Annotated in this window: 20 protein-coding genes and 1 pseudogene; 16 read left to right on the top strand and 5 right to left on the bottom strand. The window is 66.9% G+C overall.

The window, feature by feature from the left end; genetic code table 11:
• Positions 1 to 17 precede the first annotated feature (17 nt).
• Positions 18 to 1,052 carry a DMT family transporter gene (locus B133_RS0113420; protein WP_018601776.1) on the bottom strand — a complete coding sequence of 345 codons (1,035 nt, stop codon included), beginning with the start codon at positions 1,050 to 1,052 and terminating at the stop codon, positions 18 to 20.
• An 88-nt stretch (positions 1,053 to 1,140) separates the two neighbouring features.
• Here B133_RS0113420 and B133_RS0113415 point away from each other — a divergent pair, with 88 nt between their 5' ends.
• Positions 1,141 to 1,692 carry a CGNR zinc finger domain-containing protein gene (locus B133_RS0113415; protein ID WP_018601775.1) on the top strand — a complete coding sequence of 184 codons (552 nt, stop codon included), beginning with the start codon at positions 1,141 to 1,143 and terminating at the stop codon, positions 1,690 to 1,692.
• 66 nt (positions 1,693 to 1,758) lie between these two features.
• Entirely contained in the window at positions 1,759 to 3,174 is a 1,416-nt protein-coding gene (eccB, locus tag B133_RS0113410; protein ID WP_018601774.1) for a type VII secretion protein EccB, read from the top strand.
• Here eccB and mycP read toward each other — a convergent pair.
• Complete coding sequence (gene mycP, locus B133_RS0113405) at positions 3,130 to 4,476, bottom strand: type VII secretion-associated serine protease mycosin (protein WP_018601773.1); 1,347 nt, start codon at positions 4,474 to 4,476, stop codon at positions 3,130 to 3,132. The genes eccB and mycP overlap by 45 nt on opposite strands.
• Positions 4,473 to 5,780: a type VII secretion integral membrane protein EccD gene (gene eccD / locus B133_RS0113400; RefSeq protein WP_232423299.1), complete on the bottom strand. Its 1,308-nt coding sequence runs from the start codon at positions 5,778 to 5,780 to the stop codon at positions 4,473 to 4,475. Before eccD ends, mycP begins: the two co-directional genes overlap by 4 nt.
• Before the next feature lie 129 nt (positions 5,781 to 5,909).
• On the opposite strand from eccD, the gene B133_RS0113395 reads away from it, so the two are divergent.
• The 4 genes from B133_RS0113395 to B133_RS0113380 all read left to right on the top strand — a co-directional run bounded on the left by B133_RS0113395 (position 5,910) and on the right by B133_RS0113380 (position 11,488).
• Positions 5,910 to 9,644 carry a type VII secretion protein EccC gene (locus B133_RS0113395; protein ID WP_018601771.1) on the top strand — a complete coding sequence of 1,245 codons (3,735 nt, stop codon included), beginning with the start codon at positions 5,910 to 5,912 and terminating at the stop codon, positions 9,642 to 9,644.
• Complete coding sequence (locus B133_RS0113390) at positions 9,641 to 10,780, top strand: type VII secretion-associated protein (protein ID WP_018601770.1); 1,140 nt, start codon at positions 9,641 to 9,643, stop codon at positions 10,778 to 10,780. The genes B133_RS0113395 and B133_RS0113390 overlap by 4 nt, the downstream gene beginning before the upstream one ends.
• 74 nt (positions 10,781 to 10,854) lie before the next feature.
• The gene (locus B133_RS0113385) at positions 10,855 to 11,175 is read left to right on the top strand and encodes a WXG100 family type VII secretion target (protein WP_026256393.1); all 321 of its coding nucleotides are present in this window, start codon (positions 10,855 to 10,857) and stop codon (positions 11,173 to 11,175) included.
• 16 nt (positions 11,176 to 11,191) lie between these two features.
• Positions 11,192 to 11,488, top strand: coding sequence for a WXG100 family type VII secretion target (locus B133_RS0113380; RefSeq protein ID WP_018601768.1), 297 nt, complete (start codon positions 11,192 to 11,194; stop codon positions 11,486 to 11,488).
• On the opposite strand, the gene B133_RS0113375 is transcribed toward B133_RS0113380, so the two are convergent.
• Both B133_RS0113375 and B133_RS0113370 read right to left on the bottom strand, forming a co-directional pair.
• A complete protein-coding gene (locus tag B133_RS0113375; protein WP_018601767.1) occupies positions 11,482 to 12,492 on the bottom strand; it encodes a hypothetical protein in 1,011 nt (336 codons plus the stop codon). The genes B133_RS0113380 and B133_RS0113375 overlap by 7 nt on opposite strands.
• A 46-nt stretch (positions 12,493 to 12,538) precedes the next feature.
• A complete protein-coding gene (locus B133_RS0113370; RefSeq protein ID WP_018601766.1) occupies positions 12,539 to 13,882 on the bottom strand; it encodes a DEAD/DEAH box helicase in 1,344 nt (447 codons plus the stop codon).
• Between the two features lie 335 nt (positions 13,883 to 14,217).
• On the opposite strand from B133_RS0113370, the gene B133_RS0113365 reads away from it, so the two are divergent.
• The 10 genes and pseudogenes from B133_RS0113365 to rpsI all read left to right on the top strand — a co-directional run bounded on the left by B133_RS0113365 (position 14,218) and on the right by rpsI (position 22,186).
• A complete protein-coding gene (locus tag B133_RS0113365) occupies positions 14,218 to 15,510 on the top strand; it encodes a GAF domain-containing protein (protein WP_018601765.1) in 1,293 nt (430 codons plus the stop codon).
• Between the two features lie 161 nt (positions 15,511 to 15,671).
• Entirely contained in the window at positions 15,672 to 17,195 is a 1,524-nt protein-coding gene (gene adh, locus B133_RS0113360) for an aldehyde dehydrogenase (RefSeq protein WP_018601764.1), read from the top strand.
• Between the two features lie 139 nt (positions 17,196 to 17,334).
• Positions 17,335 to 17,514: pseudogene (locus tag B133_RS0113355) on the top strand (ethanolamine permease); the annotation flags it as partial.
• Positions 17,511 to 18,926, top strand: coding sequence for an ethanolamine ammonia-lyase subunit EutB (locus tag B133_RS0113350; protein WP_018601762.1), 1,416 nt, complete (start codon positions 17,511 to 17,513; stop codon positions 18,924 to 18,926). The pseudogene B133_RS0113355 and the gene B133_RS0113350, both read left to right, overlap by 4 nt.
• The gene (eutC, locus tag B133_RS0113345; protein ID WP_018601761.1) at positions 18,923 to 19,699 is read left to right on the top strand and encodes an ethanolamine ammonia-lyase subunit EutC; all 777 of its coding nucleotides are present in this window, start codon (positions 18,923 to 18,925) and stop codon (positions 19,697 to 19,699) included. Before B133_RS0113350 ends, eutC begins: the two co-directional genes overlap by 4 nt.
• 174 nt (positions 19,700 to 19,873) lie before the next feature.
• Positions 19,874 to 20,134: a hypothetical protein gene (locus B133_RS0113340; RefSeq protein ID WP_018601760.1), complete on the top strand. Its 261-nt coding sequence runs from the start codon at positions 19,874 to 19,876 to the stop codon at positions 20,132 to 20,134.
• A 34-nt stretch (positions 20,135 to 20,168) separates the two neighbouring features.
• Positions 20,169 to 20,576 (top strand): hypothetical protein, encoded by a 408-nt coding sequence (locus tag B133_RS0113335; RefSeq protein WP_018601759.1) that lies wholly within the window; start codon positions 20,169 to 20,171, stop codon positions 20,574 to 20,576.
• Between the two features lie 116 nt (positions 20,577 to 20,692).
• Positions 20,693 to 20,959 (top strand): hypothetical protein, encoded by a 267-nt coding sequence (locus B133_RS24925; protein WP_018601758.1) that lies wholly within the window; start codon positions 20,693 to 20,695, stop codon positions 20,957 to 20,959.
• Between the two features lie 310 nt (positions 20,960 to 21,269).
• Complete coding sequence (gene rplM / locus B133_RS0113325; protein ID WP_018601757.1) at positions 21,270 to 21,713, top strand: 50S ribosomal protein L13; 444 nt, start codon at positions 21,270 to 21,272, stop codon at positions 21,711 to 21,713.
• A gap of 23 nt (positions 21,714 to 21,736) precedes the next feature.
• The gene (gene rpsI / locus B133_RS0113320) at positions 21,737 to 22,186 is read left to right on the top strand and encodes a 30S ribosomal protein S9 (RefSeq protein WP_026256391.1); all 450 of its coding nucleotides are present in this window, start codon (positions 21,737 to 21,739) and stop codon (positions 22,184 to 22,186) included.
• Positions 22,187 to 22,411: the final 225 nt, after the last annotated feature.

Raw genomic sequence — 22,411 nt, 5'->3', positions numbered from 1 at the left:
AAAATGGTTAGCTACGGCTAATCGTTTGCCGGTTCCGTCGTCTCGCGCAGCGGCATGTCGGGCCAGCCGGCGAGTTCGACTTGACCGGCCGAGTCGGGACTTGCCTGCTCACTGCGGTCGCCCTGGCGGGCCAGCGCCAGCCCCAGCAGGACTACGGTGCCACCGATCGCCTGGCTGACGGTCATGGCTTCACCCACCAGGATCCAGGCGAAGAGCACCGCGAACATGACCTCGGACAAGCCGACCAGCGATGCGAAACGCGGCTTGAGGCGGGCGATGCCGAAGATGCCGAGCGTGTAGGCGAGGGCCGTCGGAATCAGGCCCAGGGTGATCACCGGTACCAGCCACGACGTGGTGAAACCGGCGATGACGACGGGGTTGGTCGTGAACGTCAGCGGCATCACACCCGTGACGCCGAGCAGCGCAACGGCTGTGGCTCCGACGATCAGGCCGCCCGATGCCAGGCTGATCGGGTTCAGACCATCGCCGTCGGTGCTGACGTTGTTGGACATCACGAAGTAGCAGACCGCGCACACCGCGGCGGCCAGGGCCCAGGCGACGCCGATGATGTTGATGTGGGCGCCACTGAAGACATTCAGCACCAGCATGATCCCGGCGACCGCAAGACCGGCGCCGGCGAACGTCATCGAACTGGGGCGCCGCCGGGTGGTGGCCCACACCCACCCGACCACGAGGATCGGGGCGGTGTACTCCAGCAGGAGGGCCACGGCGACCGAGAGGTGCGCCACGGCGTTGTAGTAGCAGAGTTGAGCACCGGCGATGGGCACCAGCCCATAACTGATGACGGTCCTGGCGTGCCGAACGGCCTCGCCGACCCAGCCGGGCCGGACAAAGCTGGCGAAGAGGGCCATTGCCACTGCTCCGCCCGCGAGCCGGGCGGTGACGGCGCCGGTTGGGCTCCAGCCGGCTTCGATCAGTGCTTTCGCGAAGGGACCCGAAGATCCGAACGCCAGTGCGGAACTGATTGCGAACAGCAAGCCGAGCCGAAAGTGGTTGCCTGTGCTAGAGCGGTCGAGTTCGGTCGTGGCCATGGGTACACCTCCCGGGACGTGCGTAAGCGTGTAATGAGTAAAATGAATTTTGATCATGACGCTACGACGGAAAGAGGTCATGAGTCAAATGCTTTTCACTTATGACACGGAGCTCACACTCCGGGCCGCCGCAGTGCTGGTCAACAGCGACCGGGTGGACGGGGAACAGCTCGGTGACCTGGCGGCTTTGGATATGTACCTGGACAGCTTCGGATGGACCGGGCGGCGTGACCGTGACGACGCAGAACTGCGGGCGGTGCAGCGGCTCCGCACCCGGCTCGGGGACATCTGGGCAGTCGCCGACGATGAGGAAGCCACGGTGGCCAGGGTCAACTCCCTGCTAGGGGAGACCAAGGCATCACCGTGGCTGACTCGCCATGTGGGGAACCCCGATTGGCACCTGCATCTGGGCGCCGCGGACGACCCGCTCTGGCAGCGGATGGGCGCCGAGATCTCCATGGCGTTCGCAGACCTGATCCGCGGGGGTGAGCTCAGGCGGTTGAAGATCTGTGCGGCCCCGGACTGCACCGCGGTACTGACCGATCTGTCCCGCAACCGCTCGCGGATCTTCTGCGACACCGGCAACTGCGGCAACCGCCAGCACGTCGCGGCCTACCGGCAACGGCAGCGCGAGGAGTAGCGCAGGATCACCTTTTCGTGTGCGGCGGGTGGCCGGATGCGGGTTAGAGTGATCGCCGGGGGACACATGGCACGACAACCGGCGACCCGACTGCAGCTCAACGGGCACCGTTTCCTGATCCGGCGGGCGCAGCACGCCCTGGTGCGTGGCGACGCTCGGATGATCGACGATCCGCTACGCGCACAATCGATTTCCCTTACCGCCGGCGCAGTGCTCGCGGTCGTGGCCTTCGCGGTGTGCGCGGCGACGGCGATGCTGCGTCCCGGCGGCGATCTCGGTGAGACGCCGATAGTCATGGCCCACGACACCGGGGCGCTGTACGTCCGGATCGCCGACACCATGCACCCGGTGCTCAACCTGGCGTCGGCCCGGTTATTGGCCGGAACACCCGGCGACCCGCGGCCGGTGAGCGTACGCGCGCTTGCCGGGGCGAAACGCGGACCGCTCGTGGGCATCCCGGGTGCACCCACGCAGATCGACCGTCCGTTGAGTATCGACGAGTCGGATTGGACAGTGTGCGATGTGGCAGATCCGCCCTCGAGCGTGTTGATAGTAGGCAGGCTGCCTGCGGATACCGCCGGATTGCCGCCGGGGCAGGCGCTACTGGTGGCGCCACGCGGTGAGGGCGCCGCGGCGACCTACCTGATCTTCGACGGCTGGCGCGCGGCGGTCGATCTGCGGGATATCGCTGTGGTGCGCGCGTTGCATCTGGAAGGCATTGCGCCGCTGACGGTCTCGCGATCACTGCTCGACAGCGTGCCGGAAGCGCCGGCGATCCAGGCGCCGCAGATCGCCGATGCCGGCGCACCAGGTCCGCCCGCGCTGGGTGGTCTGGGCGTGGGCACGGTGGTGCGGGTGGAACGAGCGGCGGACCACGAGTTCTACGTCGTGCTCTCCGACGGGGTCCAGCGTATCCATCAGATTGTCGCTGACCTGATCCGGTTCACCGTCGCCCAGCCAGGCGGACAACCGCCGGTGGTCGCGGCCGACGTGATTGCGAACGTGCCATTCGTCGAGACGTTGCCGGTGCGCACGTTTCCCGATCGGGTTGCGCAGCACACGGGCGACACCGTGTGCGCCAGCTGGGATCCGCGGCGTCCGGGCCAGGATACGAAAACCATTGTTATTATTGATGAGTCGCTACCTTTGGGCAGTCCCGACGATGGCGTGGTGTTGGCCCAGGCAGACCAGGAGGGGCCGAACATCGACCGCGTCATCATCCCGGCCGGCCGCGGCGCGCTGGCGCGGCCCACTGCTGTCGCCGGCGGTAACGGGACCGCCGGTTCGCTGTTCTATCTCAATGATCGAGGTGTGCTGTTCGGTGTACACGACGAGCAGGCCGCTGAACATCTCGGTCTCGCCGTCCCAGCGGTGCCGGCTCCGTGGCCGATGTTGGCACTGCTGCCTCGAGGCCCGGAGTTGAGCCGCGACGCGGCGTCAGTCGTCCGCGACGGCGTGACCGTCGTTGGGGCGACGCCGTAACCGGTTGGTGATCAACACCGTTACCAAGACCGCCACGATGCATGCCGCAGCGCCTCCGAATGCGGTCCGGCGCTGCTGATCGTCGGCGACCCTGGCCGGCATCGGCGGTACTACCGGCGGGGCAGCGGCCGGCGCGGCGGGGGCGGGCACTCCGCCACTGACCGCCGCCGTGGCATCGACCACACCATTGCCAACGAACGGATCCCAGCCGGCAGGCGGTCGGTGCGCCGTCGCCTCGACACGCCGCATGACATCGCGCGCGCCCAGGTGCGGGAACCGAGCCCGGACGAGGGCAACGATGCCGGCGACGATCGGAGCCGCGTAACTGGTGCCGGAGATCGGATTCGCTTCTGCGAGATGATCGATCAGTCCTTCGGCATCGGGATGCAGCGATACCACGCCTTCACCGGGCGCGGCGACGTCAACCCACGGCCCACCCAATGTGAAATCCGACGCCGCGCCATCGCGGCCGACCGATCCGACCGCCAGGACCAGATCGTCGTACCAGGCCGGACTGGCCACCGAGCGCACGATGTCCCAGTTCGGTCCTCGGGCGGGACCTGCCGACGGGTTCTGCTCGGGGCAGTGGCCGGCACCGCCGACGTTCCCGGCCGCGGTCACGACGACGACGTTCTTGACGTCGACCGCGTAGGCGAGCGCGGCGCCCAATGCCCGGTCGTCGAGCGAGTCGGTGGCGACGACGCACGCCACCGACGAGATGTTGATGACGGTCGCGCCGAGGTCGGCCGCGGTGCGCACGGCCCGGGCCAGGGTGTCGACGTCACCGATCCCTGCTGCCTGCCCCTCGGCGGCGAACTTGGTGCTCGACTGACGAATACTGAGAATCGTTGCCTCCGGCGCGATCCCGCTGAAACCCAGGCCATCGGGGGAGCCGCCGATCAGCCCGGCCACGATGGTGCCGTGGCCGTCGCAATCACTGGTCCCGTCGCCACGCGCCACATAGTCGCCGCCGCCGACGAGGTGGGGGAGCAGGCGGTGCCGGGCCACCCCGGTGTCGATCACCGCAACCGTCTGGCCGCTGCCTTTGGTGAGCCGCCACACCGCATCGAGCTCGATCGGGTTGTGGGCGCCTTCGGCCGCGTGGGTGGTCGGCGTGAAGCACTGCCCGCGCTGCCGAGTCGGGCCCGGTGGGGAGGGAGCGGACGGTGGCGGCAGCAACGCACTGTCGACCGACGGCGGAATCACCGTGAGGATCGGCCGCGGTCCCACCGCGGTGACCGACGGCGCCGCCGCGATCTGAAGCACCGCCGCCGCCGCGATCAAGCGCAGAGGCCTGCTCATAGCAGGCTCAGACCCCGCACCAATTCGAACAGCCCGGCCAGCCAGCACGCCAGCGGTACCACCGAAGCCAGGGCGAGGTATTCCGTGGCGTCGACGATGCGCCCCGCCCGGTGAGTGGCAGCCGTAGTGGGTGCAACCGGCACGAACGCCGTCAGCCCCGCACCGACCGCAATACCGGCGACCCAATTCGCGGACGTCGGCGACCAAGCTACCGTGAGGACGAACGTCGCTGTCACGGCAGTGAATCCAGCTGCGATGAGGGCCGTCCGGCACAGGCCCGAGGCATGCGAACGAGCGCGCAGCACCAGCGCCACCGCGACCGCACCGGTGAATGCCAGTGCCGCCGGTGTCACCGACTGCCGGGCGCCGACGGCGACAAGGACCGTCCCCAGGCCGGCTGCAGCGGACAACCCGGTAACCAGACCCACTAGGGCCCGATGTCCGGCCAGGACACGGCCGGCGATGTCATCGTCATCGTCGTGGTCGCCGGGAACCGCCGGTGTGAGGCCGGCCAGTGCGATGGACAATCGCGGAGCGATGGTGAGAGCGCCGAGCGCCGCCGTCGCCAACAGGGCCCCGAGTGCTGCTGCGGGCATCGGTCGGATCACCGCCACGCCGGTCGGTACCGCCACTGTCGCGGCGACCGCCAGCGCAGCGATCACAACGACTGTCCCGCAATCGGATATCCGCAGCAGTACGACACCCACGGAGGCCGAAGCCACCGCGGCCAGAAAGACGTTTGCCGGTGCCGGGCCGCCCGGGACGACCAGGAACCCGAACACCGCAACCTGCAGCATCGCACCGAGATCCAGCGCCGCGACGGATTCCGGGCTGCGGTGCACTCGGCGGGCAGCGATCGCAGCGCCCGTCACGGCAATGGCCAGGGCGGCCGCCGTGGCCACTCCGCCGACACCGGGTGCGGGCCCACCTGCCCACAGCAGCGTCAGCGCGCCAAGGACTACCGCCGCCAGACAGCAGGCCGGCCGCAGAGTTGCGGGTAGATCGTCGGGGATCGCGGCGACGAGCGCACTGGTGAGGGACGGATCGCGGGGTCGGGGCTTCGGTACCGTGGTGGCCGAAAACAGCAGCAGATCGCCGTCACGAACATCGTTCTGGGCCAGTGACATCGATTCGTCCAGTGAAGGACCGCCGATGCGGGACAAGCTCCAGCGACGCAATCCGGTGCCGGCGCCGACGGCGTCGGTGATGGCGGGGATGAGCTGCCTGACGGCCATCGACGACGGCAGGGTCAGATCGACCGTCGCCGGTTCGTCGGCATCGGGCAGCTCACAATGAATCGCCACGCGGCACAGTGCATCCGGCATTCGTCACCCCCGGTCGACGCCAGTCAACACACCGTAATCGAGCAATGTGGGAGCGGATTACAGCAATTCGGGTGGAACGGTTCGGCTTCGGCGTGCGTCCTACCGTCGATGGAGTTCACCGCACAACATCGGCCAGCCTCCTCGCCGGCACCGGCCGGCGAGGTGGTCATCGACGCGCCGCCACCGGTGCCGACGAGTGCACCGGCGAACCTATTGACCCGGGTGCTGCCCGTGGTGTTGGTGCTGGCGATGGCGGGCATGATGGTTGTCTACTTCGGTTCGGGCGCCGCCACCTCGCGCGGACCGATGTTCACACTGTTCCCCGTGATGATGGTGATGTCGGCCGTCGGCACGCTGGCCTACAGCGCGCGTGGGAACGGACGGACCGCGGAACTGAACCGCGACCGGCGGAACTATCTGAACTATCTCGACGGCATCGACATCGCCGCCGCCGGAACGGCGAGCGCACAGCGGGATTCGTTGCACTCGGGCTACCCGAACCCCGAACTGTTGTGGATGGTGGCCGGCACTGACTGCGTGTGCCGGCGCCGACCCGCCGATCCCGACTTCTGCGTGGTCCGGATCGGTGTGGGCGAGGTCGCCTTGGCCATCCGCCTGGTCGCCCCCGAACTCCCAGCGTCCACCGAGCAAGACCCGGTGACCGCGACAGCGGTGCGCCGTCTGGTCGAGCGACGTTCGACCGTGCCCGACGTACCGGTCACCATGGAATTGCCGGACAGCGGCAACCTCGTGGTGACCGGAGACCGGTCAAAGGCCCGGGCGCTGGTACGGGCGGTCATATGTGGACTGGCAGCGGCGCATGAACCACCTGATGTGCGGGTGGCCGCGGTGCTCGACGAGGTCTCCGAGCGGCAGTGGGAGTGGCTGAAATGGCTGCCGCACCACCAGCATCCGCGAGCGTCGCACCAATTCGAGAATCTGCTGCGCTACCGCACGGCGGCAGAGGCGTGCGGCGGGGCAGTGTCGGCGGCGCATCTGGTGGTCATCGTCGATCAGGCGGCGGGACAAGTGCCGCCACCGGCGGCAGGTGTCACCATGGTGGTCGTCGGAGGGGCAGCCGGGACCACAGACCGGATCCTCGATGTCGACTCCGATGACATCTGTTGGGACAGTTTGTCTATCGCTGATGCCGTGACCTGCGCGCGTCGACTCGCGCCGTATCGGCCGACGGAATCGGCCCGGGCACCCACGGACTGGCCCGGTCTCGTCGGGGTCAGTGACCCCGCGGCGCTGGACCCGGCGAGCACCTGGCGACAGGCTGATCCACGGGGCCTGTTGCGGGTGCCGATCGGCGTGTGCGAGGACGGTGCACCGGTGTATCTCGACCTCAAGGAGGCGGCCCAGAACGGCATGGGCCCGCACGGGCTCTGTGTCGGGGCCACAGGCTCGGGGAAATCGGAGTTTTTGCGGACCCTGGCTCTGGGTTTGATCGCTACCCATTCACCTGAGGTGCTCAACCTCATCCTCGTAGACTTCAAAGGTGGTGCAACGTTTCTCGGCCTCCGTACGGCACCGCATGTCAGCGCATTGATCACCAACCTCGCCGACGAAGCCGCATTGGTGGCACGGATGGCCGACGCGCTGGCCGGCGAGATCACCCGTCGCCAGGAGATCCTGCGGGCAGCGGGCGATCTCGCGAACATCACCGAATACCAACGGCACCGACCCGACCTGCCATCACTGCCCGCCCTGTTGATCGTGGTGGACGAATTCTCCGAGCTACTCCACCAACACCCCGATTTCGCCGAGTTGTTCGTCGCCATCGGTCGGCTCGGCCGGTCACTGGGCATACATCTGCTACTGGCCAGCCAGCGGCTCGACGAGGGCAGGCTCCGCGGCCTGGAAACCCACCTGTCGTACCGAGTGTGTTTGAAGACCTTCTCGCCCAGTGAATCCCGCGCGGTACTTGGCGTAACCGACGCGCACCAATTGCCGAGCACGCCGGGGGCGGCCTTCCTGAAAACATCTGCCGGCGACCTGATCCGGTTCCAGACCGCGTTTGTCTCGACACCCATGCCCACGCCCGCGACTGCCACGGCGGCCCCGCCCGCGACGCATGTCCGTCCGTTCACCGCGCAATGGGCACCGACGGGCCTGGCGGCGACTCCGGAGACCGGCCCGACCTTGCTGGACACGGTGCTCGGGCGCTTGGCCGGACACGGCCGGCCTGCTCATCAGGTGTGGCTGCCACCACTGCCGGACGCGGTACCGCTCAGTGATGTGTTGATGCCCGCACCAACACCGTTGACGGTCTCGATCGGATTGATCGACTGTCCCTTCGAGCAGCGTCGTGACCGACTCACCGTCACTCTCGCCGGCACCGCGGGCAACGTGGCGATTGTCGGCGGCCCGCAGTCGGGGAAGTCGACGGCCGCAAGGACCCTCGCACTGTCGCTGGCCGCCACTCATCACCCCCGCGACGTTCAGATCTACTGCCTCGATTTCGGTGGCGGCGGGCTGGCGTCCCTGCTGGCGCTGCCGCATGTCGGTGCGGTGGCCGGCCGACACGACCCGGATCTGGTGCGGCGCACGGTGGCTCAGCTGGAGGCCGTGGTGCGGCATCGGGAAACAGGCTTCGCTGAGACGGGGATCGATTCGATGGCCGACTATCGTCGTCATCGCGCATCCGGCGGCGTGGCTCATGACCAGTTCGGTGATGTGTTCCTGATCGTCGACGGCTGGGCGGCGCTACGGCAGGACTTCGATGTGGTCGAGGCGGCGGTCACCGGCCTCGCCGGACAGGGACTTTCGTTCGGTGTGCACGTCGTGCTCACCGCGTCGCGGTGGGCGGAATTCCGGCCCGCCGTCAAGGATCAACTCGGCACACGCATCGAACTTCGGCTCGGTGAACCTGCCGAATCGGAGATGGACCGCAAGCGGGCCCGCACGCTCGATGACCGCCGCCCGGGGCGGGGACTGACCCGAGACGGTCGCGAGTTGCTGATCGGGACACCGAGGCTCGACGGCGTACCGTCCACGGCAGGACTGGTCGACGCGGTCGAGCGGGCCGGTGACACGCTGCGCGCACAACACCCGGGCGTGTGTGCACCGCCGATCCGGCTGCTGCCGAAACTGGTCGAGCACCACAGCCTGCGGACTGTCACCCGGCTACGGCCGGCTACCCAGGTGGTCCTCGGGCTGGGCGAGCGTGAACTGCGGCCGGTACTACTGGATTTCACCGACCAGAGCGATCTGATCGTGCTCGGCGACACCGGCTGCGGCAAGACGACGGCGTTGCGCACCTTGTGCACCGACCTGGTCGAGGCCAACGGTGCGAGCGGCGTGCGCCTGCTCATCGTCGACTTCCGGCGCGCCCTGCTCGGGGTCGTGGAGTCCGATCATCTGGCCGGCTACGCCATCTCACCGGAGGCGTTGGCGGCCCAGTTGCCGGCTGCGCTGGAGTTGCTGCGAGCCAGGATGCCCGGGGCGGACGTGACCCAGCAGGAGTTGCGCAGCCGGTCGTGGTGGTCGGGGCCGGAGTTCTACCTCGTGGTGGACGACTACGACCTGGTGGCAGGCGAGCATGGCAATCCGCTGACCCCGGTACTCGAATATCTGCCGCACGCAAAGGATGTGGGTCTGCACCTGGTTGTCGCCCGCCGATCAGGTGGAGCGGCACGGGCCTTGTTCGACCCGGTGCTGGCGCGGATGAAAGACCTCGGCTGCATGGGGCTGATGATGAGTGCGAGCCCCGACGACGGGACGCTGCTCGGTGGCGTGCGGTCGCGACCACTGCCGCCCGGGCGTGGCACGCTGATCACCCGGACCGGGGCCGAGCAGCTGATCCAGGTGGCTGTCGTGGCAGAGCGGGACACGACGTGACCGCGACCGTGATCGAGGCGGGCCCCGTGCTGGTGCGAGGCCCGGGTGCCGTTCCCGCCGAGCTGTCGCAGATCGCGGTCGAGTGCATCGACGACGCGTTGGCGCTCATCGACGACGAGCCCATGCCGGTCGATGAGCTGTGGGTACAGGTGGTCCGTACGGCGGCAGGCGGCCACGCCGACAGGCCGATCGTCGTATGTCCCACGTGGTGGACCACCGACCGGGTCGACCGGGTCCGGGCGGCTGCTGCGGACATCGACGGGGTTGTGCTGCGCCGGGCGCAGGCTTTTGCGGCGGGACTGCAGGATCTGTCATGGGCGGTGGTGGAGATCGCCGACGAGCTCGTCATGGTCTCGCGCGGGGACGGTGAATCGGTGCGACTGGTCCGCCGCGGCGTCTTGGCGACATTGGCTGACCAAGTGGCCGATGCGACCCGGGGTGCCGCGGAGGTCATCATCGATGCGCCGCCCGAGGTCGGTGGTTCCGACGGCCTGGGCAAGGCTATTGCAGGTGCCGTACGGTGCTGTGGCGCAACGGTATCCACCGCTGAGTCCCAGATGCTCGGGCGCTGCGCCCGGGACGCGGTCGCGCGCGACGAGGTGACCGCGAGCTCCGCACCGACAGGGAGCCGGGGCAACCGCCGTGCCGTCGGCGCCGGGCTGGTCATGGTGATCGCGTGTGTAGCCATCGCGGCGCGGCCGGGCACCGAACCGGAACAGAGGGTGCTGGTGGAAGGCCGGGTCGGCATGCAGGTCCCGGCCGACTGGAGTGTTCGCCGGATCACCGGTGGACCGGGATCGGCACGCGTTGAAGTGGTTTCGGCCGACGATCCGATCACCGTGATCCATCTGACGCAGTCACCGGCCAATAGCGGCGACTCTCGAGCCGTGGCCGCGACCCTGCGCCGCGCCCTGGATGAGCAGTCGCCGGGCGTGTTCGTCGATTTCAACCCTGCCGACCGGATCGCCGAGCGTCCCGTGGCCAGCTACCGCGAGGTGCGTGGGGGCCGGGAGATCCGCTGGGTGGTGCTGGTGGACCACACGGTGCGCATCGCGATCGGTTGTCAGGGCGTGGCTGGCCGTGACCTGTTCCCGGAGTGCGAGGCGGCGATCCGCTCGGCGCATGCGGTGCATTGAAATCGGATGGAACCGAAACGGTACCGCCAGCGTCGAATTGATATACCCCGCAACACAAGACCGGAAGGTGCGAGATGGCTTCAACTTCGGGATCCCTTGGTACCGACTTCGACGTTATGACCACTGCGGCCGGCCGGATCGATGTTGTCAACGACGACATCCGGGCGATGCTGCAAACATTCATCGGGCGGATGAGCAGCGTTCCGCCATCGGTGTGGGGTGGGGTGGCGGCGCTGCGGTTCCGTGATGTGGTGGACCGTTGGAACAGCGAATCCGTCAAGCTGCACACCGCGCTGCAGCGGATAGCCGAAACCATCCGCTACAACGAACGCACGCTGCGCGAAGCCGCCGAGGGACATTCGCAGCAGCTCGGCGCCGTCACGGACACCCTGTGATCGATCGGAGCCACGCATGAGCCAGGTACTGTCCTACAACTTCGGCGAGATCGAGTACTCGGTCCGCCAGGAAATTCACACCACGTCCGCGCGGCTGAACGCGTCCCTCGACGACCTACGGTCGCAGTTGACCCCGCTGCAACGTGTCTGGATCCGCGAAGCGGCCGAGGCCTACCAACTGGAGCAGGCCCGGTGGAACCAGGCCGCGGCGTCACTCAACGAGATCTTGTTCAACCTGGGCAACGCGGTTCGCGATGGTGCCGATGATGTGGCCGCCACCGACCACAGCGCCGCCAACGCATGGGGTTATTGATCCCCGCCGATGAAGCTTGTGCGGTCCCGCTCGGAATGGAGAGGCCAGCGGGGCCGCACATTTCGGCGGGCATGCAGCCAGGACAGCTGACCGGCCACCCGATCGCGTTCGTTGCGGTAATGCATCGCCAGCCAGGCCGCGCGGTACACGTCGCCAGCCTGCTCCGCCCTGGCGATGCGGTCGTGTTCACGGGCGGCCAGCCACGACAGCCGCATCGCGAACACCGGTCCGGTGACGGTCTGCAGCACCTGATCGTAGCCCCGGTTGACTAGTGAAAGCGATTGATGGACAGCGGTTTCTGCTTGTTTCCGAGCAGTGTCGGCGTGCTCGCGATAACCGGCGGTACCGACTCGCTGTCGAGTGCGACGCAGCAGGGTGCGCCAGCTGACCGGGATGTGTGCGGCAGCCAGGGCAGCGTTGACGGCTTCCAGTGAGCTGAGCGTGCCGCGATGGTCGCGGTCTCGAATCTCGGCGGCCCGCGCGAACAACGCGGCCAGTGTCGGTGACGGGGCCCTGGTGATCAGGTCGGTGGCAGGCCGGATCAAAGCGGTTGGAGCGCCGAAGTATTCGAACACCTCGCGGGTCAGGCCGTCGTTGCGGACAAAATTGCCGACGGCGCGGTGCAGCCAGCCCGCCAGGAGCAGTATCGGGATTGCGAACACCAGCTGATAGACCCACCAGACCCCGGCCACGAGCAGCCCGTAGTAGACGACCAGCGCCGTCAGCAACCCGAGAGCGATCAGCGTCAGCCAGACGATCTCCTTGCCGCGCCGCGGATACTGCGCTCGATAGGCCACCGCGAAGGTGTCCCGATCGATGTCGGTGGCGATCTGCCGGTAACCGGGTGCGGTGGTCGGCAGCTTCTCGGCGAGCAACAGCGACCGATACAGCCGGCGTTGCAGCTGCCCCTTCGAAGTGAAGTCGCGGTGGCTGGTGACCACGGCGATCACTGCGGGGGCAACCGCGATCAGTGGCACGCAGGCCATCACGATGTCGAATAGCATCGCTGCAGAGTCTAAGCGGCCTGCTCGGCCGATTTAGTATTTGCCGTTACCCGCGGGCATCGTTGGGGCGACCCGGCCGGCGCCGCCGGCCACTGCGGGCCGCGGGGCTTCCGGAGCGGGAGCTGGTGACCCCGGCCGGATGGCCCGAGTTGCGTGGCTTGTTGCGCCGCGGCTGGGCCGGCTGGGGCCGTGCCGGTGTCGGCTCGGGACGCTTGGGTTCACCGAAAGTCCGCTCACCGGGAGCGATCTGCTGCAGCACCGGATGATCGGTGTCGTTGATCCGGGTGATCGTGGGCTTGACGCCGGCCTTGCGCGTCAGGTTCCGAACATCCGACACCTGCGCATCGTGCATGAGCGTCACCACGGTGCCCTCGTTCCCCGCGCGGGCGGTACGTCCCGAACGGTGCAGGTACGCCTTGTGCTCGACCGGCGGGTCGGCGTGCACCACCAGGTTCACATCGTCGACATGGATGCCGCGGGCGGCGATGTCGGTGGCCACCAGGACGGTCGCGGAGCCGTCGGAAAACGAGGTGAGGTTACGGGTACGGGCATTCTGGGACAGGTTGCCGTGTAATTCGACCGCCGAGATGCCTCGCGAATTGAGCTGACGGGTCAGGTTTTTCGCGCCGTGCTTGGTACGTGCGAAGACGATGGTGCGGCCCGGGGCAGCGGCCAGATCTGCGACCACGTTGACGCGGGCCGCGTTGTCCACGTGAAGCACATGGTGCACCATCGCGGCGACAGGCGACTGCGCCGAGTCGACGCTGTGCACCACCGGATCGTGCAGATAGCGCTTGACCAGCACGTCGACCCCGGCATCGAGGGTGGCCGAGAAGAGCAGCCGCTGACCGTCTTTCGGAGTCTTGTCCAGCAGACGCTTGACGCCGGGCAGGAAGCCGAGGTCGGCCATGTGGTCGGCTTCGTCGAGCACGGTGATCTCGACGGCAGACAGATCGACGTGACCGGACCGCATGTGGTCCTCCAGGCGGCCCGGGCAGGCGATCACCACGTCGACCCCCTGCTGCAGGGCCGAAATCTGCGGGCCGGCGCTGACGCCGCCGAAGACATTCAGAGACTTCAGGCCGGTCGCGGCGGCCAACGGAGCCAGCGAGGCCTCGATTTGCGTGACGAGTTCGCGGGTCGGGGCGAGGATCAGCGCGCGCGGCCGACGGGATATCCGGCGGCTGCCGCTGCGGGCCAGCCGAGCGACCAGGGGCAGCAGAAACGCGTAGGTCTTGCCGGACCCGGTGCGGCCGCGGCCGAGCACATCGCGTCCTGTCAACGAGTCGGGCAGGGTCGCGGCCTGGATCGGGAACGGGGAGTGCACGCCGTCCTTCGCGAGGGCGGCAACGATCTCGGCGGGCAGGCCGAGCTCGGCGAACGTGGGCACAGTGCTGCCACTGTGGACTGGCGCAGACAAAATGAAACTCCGAAAAGTTAGAGGGCGGTCGTCCTGCCCGGCGCGGGTGACATCCCGCGGCGCTCGGTATGACGATCGAGGAGGCGGCACTGGCAGAACAGATGTGCCGATCACCAGGAAGTCTACCGGTAGGCCGGCCGAAACCGCGGATCGCTCCGGTGTGACGTGCGTGACTGATGCGTCTTCCTTCGGGCCACATACGCGAGGAGCGATTCACTCCGGTCTGCCATGTTCTTCCTGTGAGCCCGGTCAACTATCCTGGCGAACACGCGTGTGGCCAGCGGAAATGGCTCAGCGCGAGGAGCGTGATCGAGGTGGGCACATCCAGGACCCGCAACGGCCGGGTGCCGTCGGCGCAGCTGCGTGCGGTCCGCGAGCTTTTCGTCGCCGGACAGGTGGACGCTGCCTACCTCGACTCGACCCACGTCCGCCGCGTCGTCGCCGAGAGCTGGCAGCGCAGCCTGGCCACCGGTGTTGACCCCGATCGCGTCGCACAGGCCGCGGCTGCCGCCGCCCGCCTCGGTGCGCTGCGGGACGCCAATCCGTTGTCGAGTGCCCTTCCGGTGATCCGCCGGCTGTTGGTCGACGATGCCGCCGATTCTGGCGTCGTCGTCGCGATCACCGGGGCCGACGGCACGTTGCTGTGGGTGGAAGGTGACCTCGCCGCGTGCCGCAAGGTCGAGGCGATGAACTTCGTTCCGGGGGCCGACTGGAGCGAGCGCAGCGCAGGCACCAACGCGCCGGGCACGGCACTCGCCCTCGACGCCGAGGTGCAGATCCGCGGTTCCGAACATTTCTCCCGTGTCGTGCAGCCATGGAACTGCACAGCCGTGCCGGTTCACGACCCGGTGACCGGGGCGCTGCTCGGCACCATCGATCTCACTGGTGGCTCAGCCATCGTGACGCCACAGACATTGGCTCTGGTCCGCGCAACCGCTGTGGCGGTGGAAAACCATCTGGCGCTGTTGCGGTTGACAGGGCACGCGAGCGAACCGGTTCCCGCCGGGGCCCGTCTCACCGTGCTGGGGGCCGACCGCCCGCAGTGGCAGCACACCGACAGCGACGGCATGGCGCATTCCGCCATGCTGACCGGCCGGCATGCCGACATTCTGGTGCTGCTCCTGCGACATCCGGAAGGTCTCAGCGCCGATCACCTCGCCGTGCTCCTCGACGAGAAGGACCTCGACGTGGTGACAGTCCGTGCCGAGATGTCCCGGTTGCGCCGGGTCATCGGCGAGGCCTACCTCGCGTCACGGCCGTACCGGCTGGCCAAACCGATCGCCAGCGACATGGGTGAGGTGTTCGATGCGCTGGGCGCCGACGACGTGGACGCGGCGTTACGGGCGTATTCCGGGGAACTGCTGCCGCAGTCGGTGTCCCCGGCGGTGGCGCGGCTGCGGACCGAGCTGAGTGCGAGCCTGCGTGGCGCTGTGCTGGCCGAATCCAACCTGGAGACGCTGCGGCGCTGGTTGGAACTGCCCGAAGGCCGTGACGATCGGGACGGCTGGCGGAGGCTGCATGACCACAGCGACGCGGGTGCCGGCACGCGGGCCAAGGCACACGGCCACCTTGTCGGCATCGATTTCGACCTGACTTGAGTGTGCTCCTCACGTCCGCGGTCTTGAATCTGCTCCTCACGTCCGCGGTCCTGAATCTGCTCGGCCCGACGTTGCAACGTCGTGCAACTGTGGTGCAACCCTGCGGAACCTACCTTCAGTGGTCACCGACACATTTCGTCGTCTGAAGACAGGGAGAAGTCATGACTGTGTACGCCCGTCCGGGTGCCGAAGGCTCGTTGATGACCTTCGAGTCGCGTTACGCCAACTACATCGGTGGCGAATGGGTGGCCCCCGTCGAGGGCCGGTATTTCGAGAACCCGTCGCCGGTGACGGGGCAGGTGTTCTGCGAGATCCCACGGTCCACCGAGGCCGACGTGGAGAAGGCGTTGGACGCCGCGCATGCGGCCGCACCGGCGTGGGGTAAGACCGCCCCCGCCGAGCGTGCAGTGGTCCTGAACAAGATCGCCGACCGGATCGAGGCCAACCTCGAGTCCGTCGCGCTGGCCGAGTCGTGGGATAACGGCAAGCCGATCCGCGAGACGCTCAACGCCGATATTCCGTTGGCGGTGGACCACTTCCGCTACTTCGCGGGGGCGCTGCGTGCGCAGGAGGGCTCGCTGAGCCAAATCGATGAGGACACGGTCGCCTACCACTTCCACGAGCCGCTGGGCGTGGTCGGGCAGATCATTCCGTGGAACTTCCCGCTGCTGATGGCGACCTGGAAGCTGGCCCCCGCGCTGGCGGCGGGCAACGCCGTCGTGCTCAAGCCCGCCGAGCAGACACCGGCCTCGATCCTCTACCTGTTCTCGCTCATCGGCGACCTGCTGCCCGCCGGTGTGGTGAACATCGTCAACGGCTTCGGTGTCGAGGCGGGCAAGCCGCTGGCCTCGTCCAACCGGATCGCCAAGATCGCCTTCACCGGCGAGACCACGACCGGCCGGCTGATCATGCAGTACGCGTCGCAAAACCTCATCCCGGTCACCCTGGAACTCGGCGGCAAGAGCCCCAACATCTTCTTCAACGATGTCCTGGCCGCCAACGACGACTACCAGGACAAGGCGCTCGAAGGTTTCACGATGTTCGCCCTCAACCAGGGCGAGGTGTGCACGTGCCCCTCGCGGAGCCTGATCCAGGCCGACATCTTCGATGAGTTCCTGGAGCTGGCCGCGATCCGCACCAAGGCGGTCCGGCAGGGTGACCCGCTGGACACCGAGACGATGATCGGCGCGCAGGCCTCCAACGACCAGCTGGAGAAGATCCTGTCCTACATCGAGATCGGCAAGTCCGAGGGGGCCAAGCTGATCACCGGTGGCGACCGGACGCAGCTGGGCGGCGATCTCAACGGCGGCTACTACGTCGCCCCGACGGTGTTCGCGGGCAACAACAAGATGCGGATCTTCCAGGAGGAGATCTTCGGCCCGGTCGTCGCGGTGACCTCGTTCGCGGATTACGACGATGCGATCAGCATCGCCAACGACACGCTGTACGGTCTGGGCGCGGGTGTGTGGAGTCGTGACGGCAACACCGCCTACCGCGCCGGCCGCGACATCAAGGCGGGTCGGGTGTGGACCAACTGCTATCACCAGTATCCTGCCCACGCGGCGTTTGGTGGGTACAAGCAGTCCGGGATCGGCCGGGAGAACCACAAGATGATGCTGGATCACTACCAGCAGACCAAGAACCTGCTGGTGTCCTACAGCAACAAAGCCCAAGGATTCTTCTAAGGGGCGCACCACCCGGCGACTGGATATCTGGCGCCTCGCGGTGGGGAGCCTCATGGTGTGTGCCGCGCCCAATCGTGACGAGGTCTTGATATGTGTGCGGTCAAAAGCGTTGCACAATAAGGAGTTTCGAGTGATCGGTGTCATCGCAGTGCTGGCCGTCGTTGCGACCGTCCTGGTCAATCCGGTGGCAGCCGGTCTATATCTGGCTGTGTTCACCGCATTCATGTACTTCGCGGTGTACCGTCGCCATCGCTCGGTGGCCAACTCGCCCGATGAGGAGTTCGCGATGCTTACAGGGGCCGAAAGCCGGTTGATATGAAGCACCAGCAACAGATTTCGGGGGTGAACTACACCTTCGACGGGCTCGTGGAGGTGATGGCCAAGGCCACCCCGCTGCGTTCCGGCGATCAATTGGCCGGATGCGCGGCCGAACACGACGGGGAGCGGGCGGCCGCGGCGTGGGTGCTCGCGGACCTGCCGCTGGAGGTGTTCCTCGCCGAGGAGATCGTTCCGTACGACACCGACGAGGTTACCCGGTTGATCATGGATACCCATGACCGCCAAGCCTTCTCGGAGGTTTCACACCTCACCGTCGGAGGCTTCCGGGACTGGCTGCTGGAGGCGGCGTCGCGCGATGACAGCGTCGAGCGCATCGCGGCCATCGCGCCAGGCCTCACCCCGGAGATGGTCGCCGCGGTCAGCAAGATCATGCGCAACCAGGATCTGATCGCGGTCTCGGCCGCCATGCGGGTCAATGCGGCATTCCGCACCACCATCGGCACCCCCGGCACGTTGGCCACCCGGCTGCAGCCGAACCACCCCACCGACGATCCGCGCGGGATCGCCGCTGCAGTGCTCGACGGGTTGCTCCTGGGGTGCGGTGACGCGGTGATCGGGATCAACCCGGCTACCGATTCGCCGCAAGCCACCGCCGATCTGCTGCACCTGCTCGATTCGATCCGCACCCGCTACGAAATCCCGGCCCAGTCCTGTGTGCTGTCCCACATCACCACCACGATCGGGCTGATCGAAGCGGGGGCGCCGGTGGACCTGGTCTTCCAGTCGGTCGCCGGCACCGAGGGTGCCAACACGGCCTTCGGGGTGAACATGGCGGTGCTGCGGGAAGGCAACGAGGCTGCGCGCAGCCTCAATAGGGGCACCGTGGGCGGCAACGTCATGTACCTGGAGACGGGGCAGGGTTCGGCGCTCAGTTCATACGCCCACCTAGGGGTCGGCGGTAAGCCGGTGGATCAGCAGACCTTGGAGACCCGCGCCTACGCCGTGGCCCGCGACCTGCAACCTCTGCTGGTCAACACCGTCGTCGGGTTCATCGGCCCGGAGTACCTGTACGACGGCAAGCAGATCATCCGGGCCGGGCTGGAGGATCACTTCTGCGGCAAGCTGCTCGGCCTGCCGATGGGCGTGGACGTTTGCTATACCAACCACGCCGAGGCTGATCAGAACGACATGGACACCCTGTTGACATTGCTGGCCGCGGCCGGGGTGGCGTTCGTGATCACCGTGCCCGGCGCCGACGACGTGATGCTGGGCTACCAGAGCCTGTCTTTCCACGATGTGCTGACCGTGCGACGCACGCTGGGGTTGCGGCCCGCGCCGGAGTTCGAGGCTTGGTTGCGCAATGTGGGCATGGTCGACGAGTCCGGCCGACTCACCCCGTTCGACCTGGAGCGTTCGGCGCTTCGGTCACTCACGTCGGCGGAGGTGCTGTGAATACTAACCACGTTGCAGTACAAGAGTTTTGGGACGAGTTACGCAAGACGACGCAGGCCCGTATCGGGCTGGGGCGGGCCGGTAACGGACTGCCCACCCGGCGGGTGCTCGAGCTGGCGTCGGCGCATGCCGCGGCTCGCGATGCCGTGCACGTGCCGCTGGACTTGGATCAGCTCAGGGAAGCTGTCCTCGCGGTCGGCATCGGTGAGCCGACGGTGGTGACCAGCCGCGCAATCTCCCGCGAGGAATACCTGCGCCGCCCCGACCTGGGCCGGTTGCCCGCCGACTCGATGACTGTGCCCGATACCCCGGCTGACATCGGCTTCATGCTCGCCGACGGCTTGTCGCCGACAGCCCTGAACCACCACGGGCCGGCCCTGCTGGCGGCGTTGGTGGAGCAGTTGAAGGATCGTTACACCATGGCGCCGCCCGTGATCGCCACGCAGGCCAGGGTCGCCCTCGGTGATCACGTCGGAACCCGGGCGCGGGTGCGGACGCTGCTGGTGATCGTGGGTGAGCGACCCGGCCTGAGCGTGGCCGACAGCCTGGGCATCTATCTGACGCATCTACCCCGGCCGGGACGCACCGACGCCGACCGCAACTGCATCTCGAACATCCATCCGCCCGACGGCCTCGGATACTCCGAGGCTGCCCGCGTGGCAGCCGGTCTGGTGGCCGGGGCCCGGGAGCTCGGCCGCTCGGGCGTCGACCTCAAAGACACCTCGCGAACCACAACCCTGGGGCCTGGCGGCGCGGCCGAACTCAACCGATAGGCGGGAAAGGGTTTCGGCAGCAGCACTGACCGCTGGTCGGCTAGCGATCATGTAAAACGCAGTCTTGCAAGGTAATCCGCGAACATGCTGATGGATTCTTGGGAGGTCGCTGGATTCAGTGACCACACAGCGTGGCAGCAGCTTTCTCTACAGAATCCGGGGTCAGATTGACCTATGGACACTTACGACGGAGAGCCCACGACTCGGCACCGCCGCGGACGAGTTATCGGCATCGTGATCGGCGCCGGTGCAGTCGCGGCGATGACGACACTCGCGCTTGCACAACCAGATTACGGTTCCACGGGTACCAACATTCCCTTGGCCGGATCTGGTGATGCTCCTGCGAACACCACCTACACGCAGCCCGCGGTCGGACAGATGAAGGTCGGCAACACCGCGACGGTGACGACATCAGCCGCCAGTTCGGCGGGTTAGGGGCTGACCCGATGACGACGAGGAGGTCGAAGAGATGAGTTCGCGCATCTTGGGCATGGCCGGGACCGCCATCGCGGTGCCGGCAGTGTCACTCGCATTGTGTGGGGTCGCCCAGGCGTCGTCTCCCAATGTCGTCGGCCAGAAATATAGCGATGCCAGCGGCACGCTCAGTGGTGCCGGCTACACACCGGTGGTTCAGGCCACCGTTGGGGACCACCTGGGATGGTCGGACTGCGTCGTCACCCGCCAGCAGGACCGTACGGTCCAGCCGCCGGAGAACAGCGGTGGATCGGCGGCGAATCAGACGCTGATCTCACTCAACTGCGATGCCGCGGTGGCATCAGCCAAGACCCCGGGCAATTCGCTTGCCAGCCCCGAGGGTAGGGCCGCGGCCGCCGCTGCCAAGGCTTCCGCGACGCCCACGCCCGCGCCTTCGGGCTAGACATCGCCCTTAGGGTTAAGTATCCCGACGGGGCTCAAAGCTGCTGATGTCATGGCAGCCCAGCCTCTTCAGAAGGTAGCGCCGCCGGACCAGTGATGTTCGGCTGCGCTCTCTGTATGACCGCGGTGGCGGGTGCCTGCAGGTTCATTGTCGTGGTCGCGCCCAGTGTCATCGCCCCTGAGGTCATGGTCGGGGGAGGCGGGGGCGTGTGGATCGCCAGCGGTGTGCCTTGGCCGCCCGAGCTTGCACTCAACCAGCCCAGCGTAAGTAAGGCGCCACCGCCGATGACTGCCGAGAGCGCTCGGATGGTGTTTTTCTTTTCGGCAGCCATGTGGGTCAACTCCTTGTTCCTGTGGCGTTGGATACTGGTGTTCGACTGCTAGCCCGCCGTCAGACGATGTGCCCTTGTACGACTCAAGTTCATGCTCGCAATCTGGAATTGCGATGCGTCTCCCGTGTGAGTTGTCTAGGAAGAATTGAATGTCGCAATGGCGTTAGGCTCTTGAGAGTTCGTCTGCCAGCGTGCCCGGGGTTTTGACCTGCATCGACAGTGAGCGGTAGGCTGCTCGGTTGGCGTGTGCTGCCCTCACGGGCAAGCAGGTCCCGGGTCAATGTCGGTCGCCGGGAACATCGAGACGCACCCGCCGGACCGGCAACCAAACGGGGAAACCCGAAACAAGAGAGGTAAGCGCTGTGTCTACATTCACGCCGAAGGCGGGTGACACCACGCGTTCGTGGTACGTCATCGATGCCACCGACGTGGTGCTTGGCCGGCTCGCCGTCGAAGCAGCCAAGCTGCTGCGCGGCAAGCACAAGCCGACATTCACGCCCAACGTTGACGGAGGCGACTTCGTCATCGTCATCAACGCCGACAAGATCGCCGTCAGCGGTGACAAGCTCACCAAGAAGTTCGCTTACCGCCACTCGGGTTACCCCGGTGGTCTGCGTAAGCGCACCATCGGCGAGCTGCTGCAGAAGCACCCGACCCGTGTCGTCGAGAACGCGATCGTCGGCATGCTGCCGCACAACAAGCTCAGCCGGCAGATTCAGAAGAAGCTGAAGGTGTACGCCGGTCCGGAGCATCCGCACGCCGCGCAGCAGCCGGTTCCGTTCGAGATCAAGCAGGTGGCCCAGTGACCGAAGTGAATGAGACCGAAGCCGTGGCCGACGTTGTGACTGAGGTCGTCGAAGAGGTCGTCGAGCGCCGCGAGCCGGTCATCATCGACCGTCCCATCCAGACCGTCGGCCGCCGCAAGGAGGCCGTGGTGCGGGTGCGTCTGGTGCCCGGCACGGGCCAGTTCCACCTGGACGGCCGCACCCTGGAGGCCTACTTCCCGAACAAGGTGCATCAGCAGCTGATCAAGGCCCCGCTGGTGACCGTGGACCGGCTGGAGAGCTTCGACGTCTACGCCCACCTCGATGGTGGCGGCCCGTCGGGCCAGGCCGGCGCGCTGCGTCTGGCCATCGCCCGGGCGCTCATCCTGGTGCAGCCGGAGGACCGTCCGGCGCTGAAGCGGGCTGGCTTCCTGACCCGTGACCCGCGTGCCATCGAGCGCAAGAAGTACGGCCTCAAGAAGGCCCGTAAGGCTCCTCAGTACAGCAAGCGCTGATCTGTTTTGCCGTCAAACCGCCGGGCGTGGAATATCCACGCCCGGCGGTTTTCTTATTTATCCCAGTGTGCCGAATTCAGTAATCATCCCACCAGCGGTCCTTTTCGATAATTGGCCAGTCAACGCCTCTTGATATTGGGATTGGCGCGAATTGAGTTAATTCGATAGCTCAGCTAATGGTGGTTATTTTCTGATGCCTTGGTTTGACATTCGCTCGGAAAGTAG

Origin of the sequence: Mycobacterium sp. 155, from assembly GCF_000373905.1 — a bacterium.
Taxonomy (GTDB): domain Bacteria; phylum Actinomycetota; class Actinomycetes; order Mycobacteriales; family Mycobacteriaceae; genus Mycobacterium.
The sequence above is the reverse complement of the archived record's forward strand: the minus strand, read 5'-3'. Positions and strand labels throughout refer to the sequence as shown.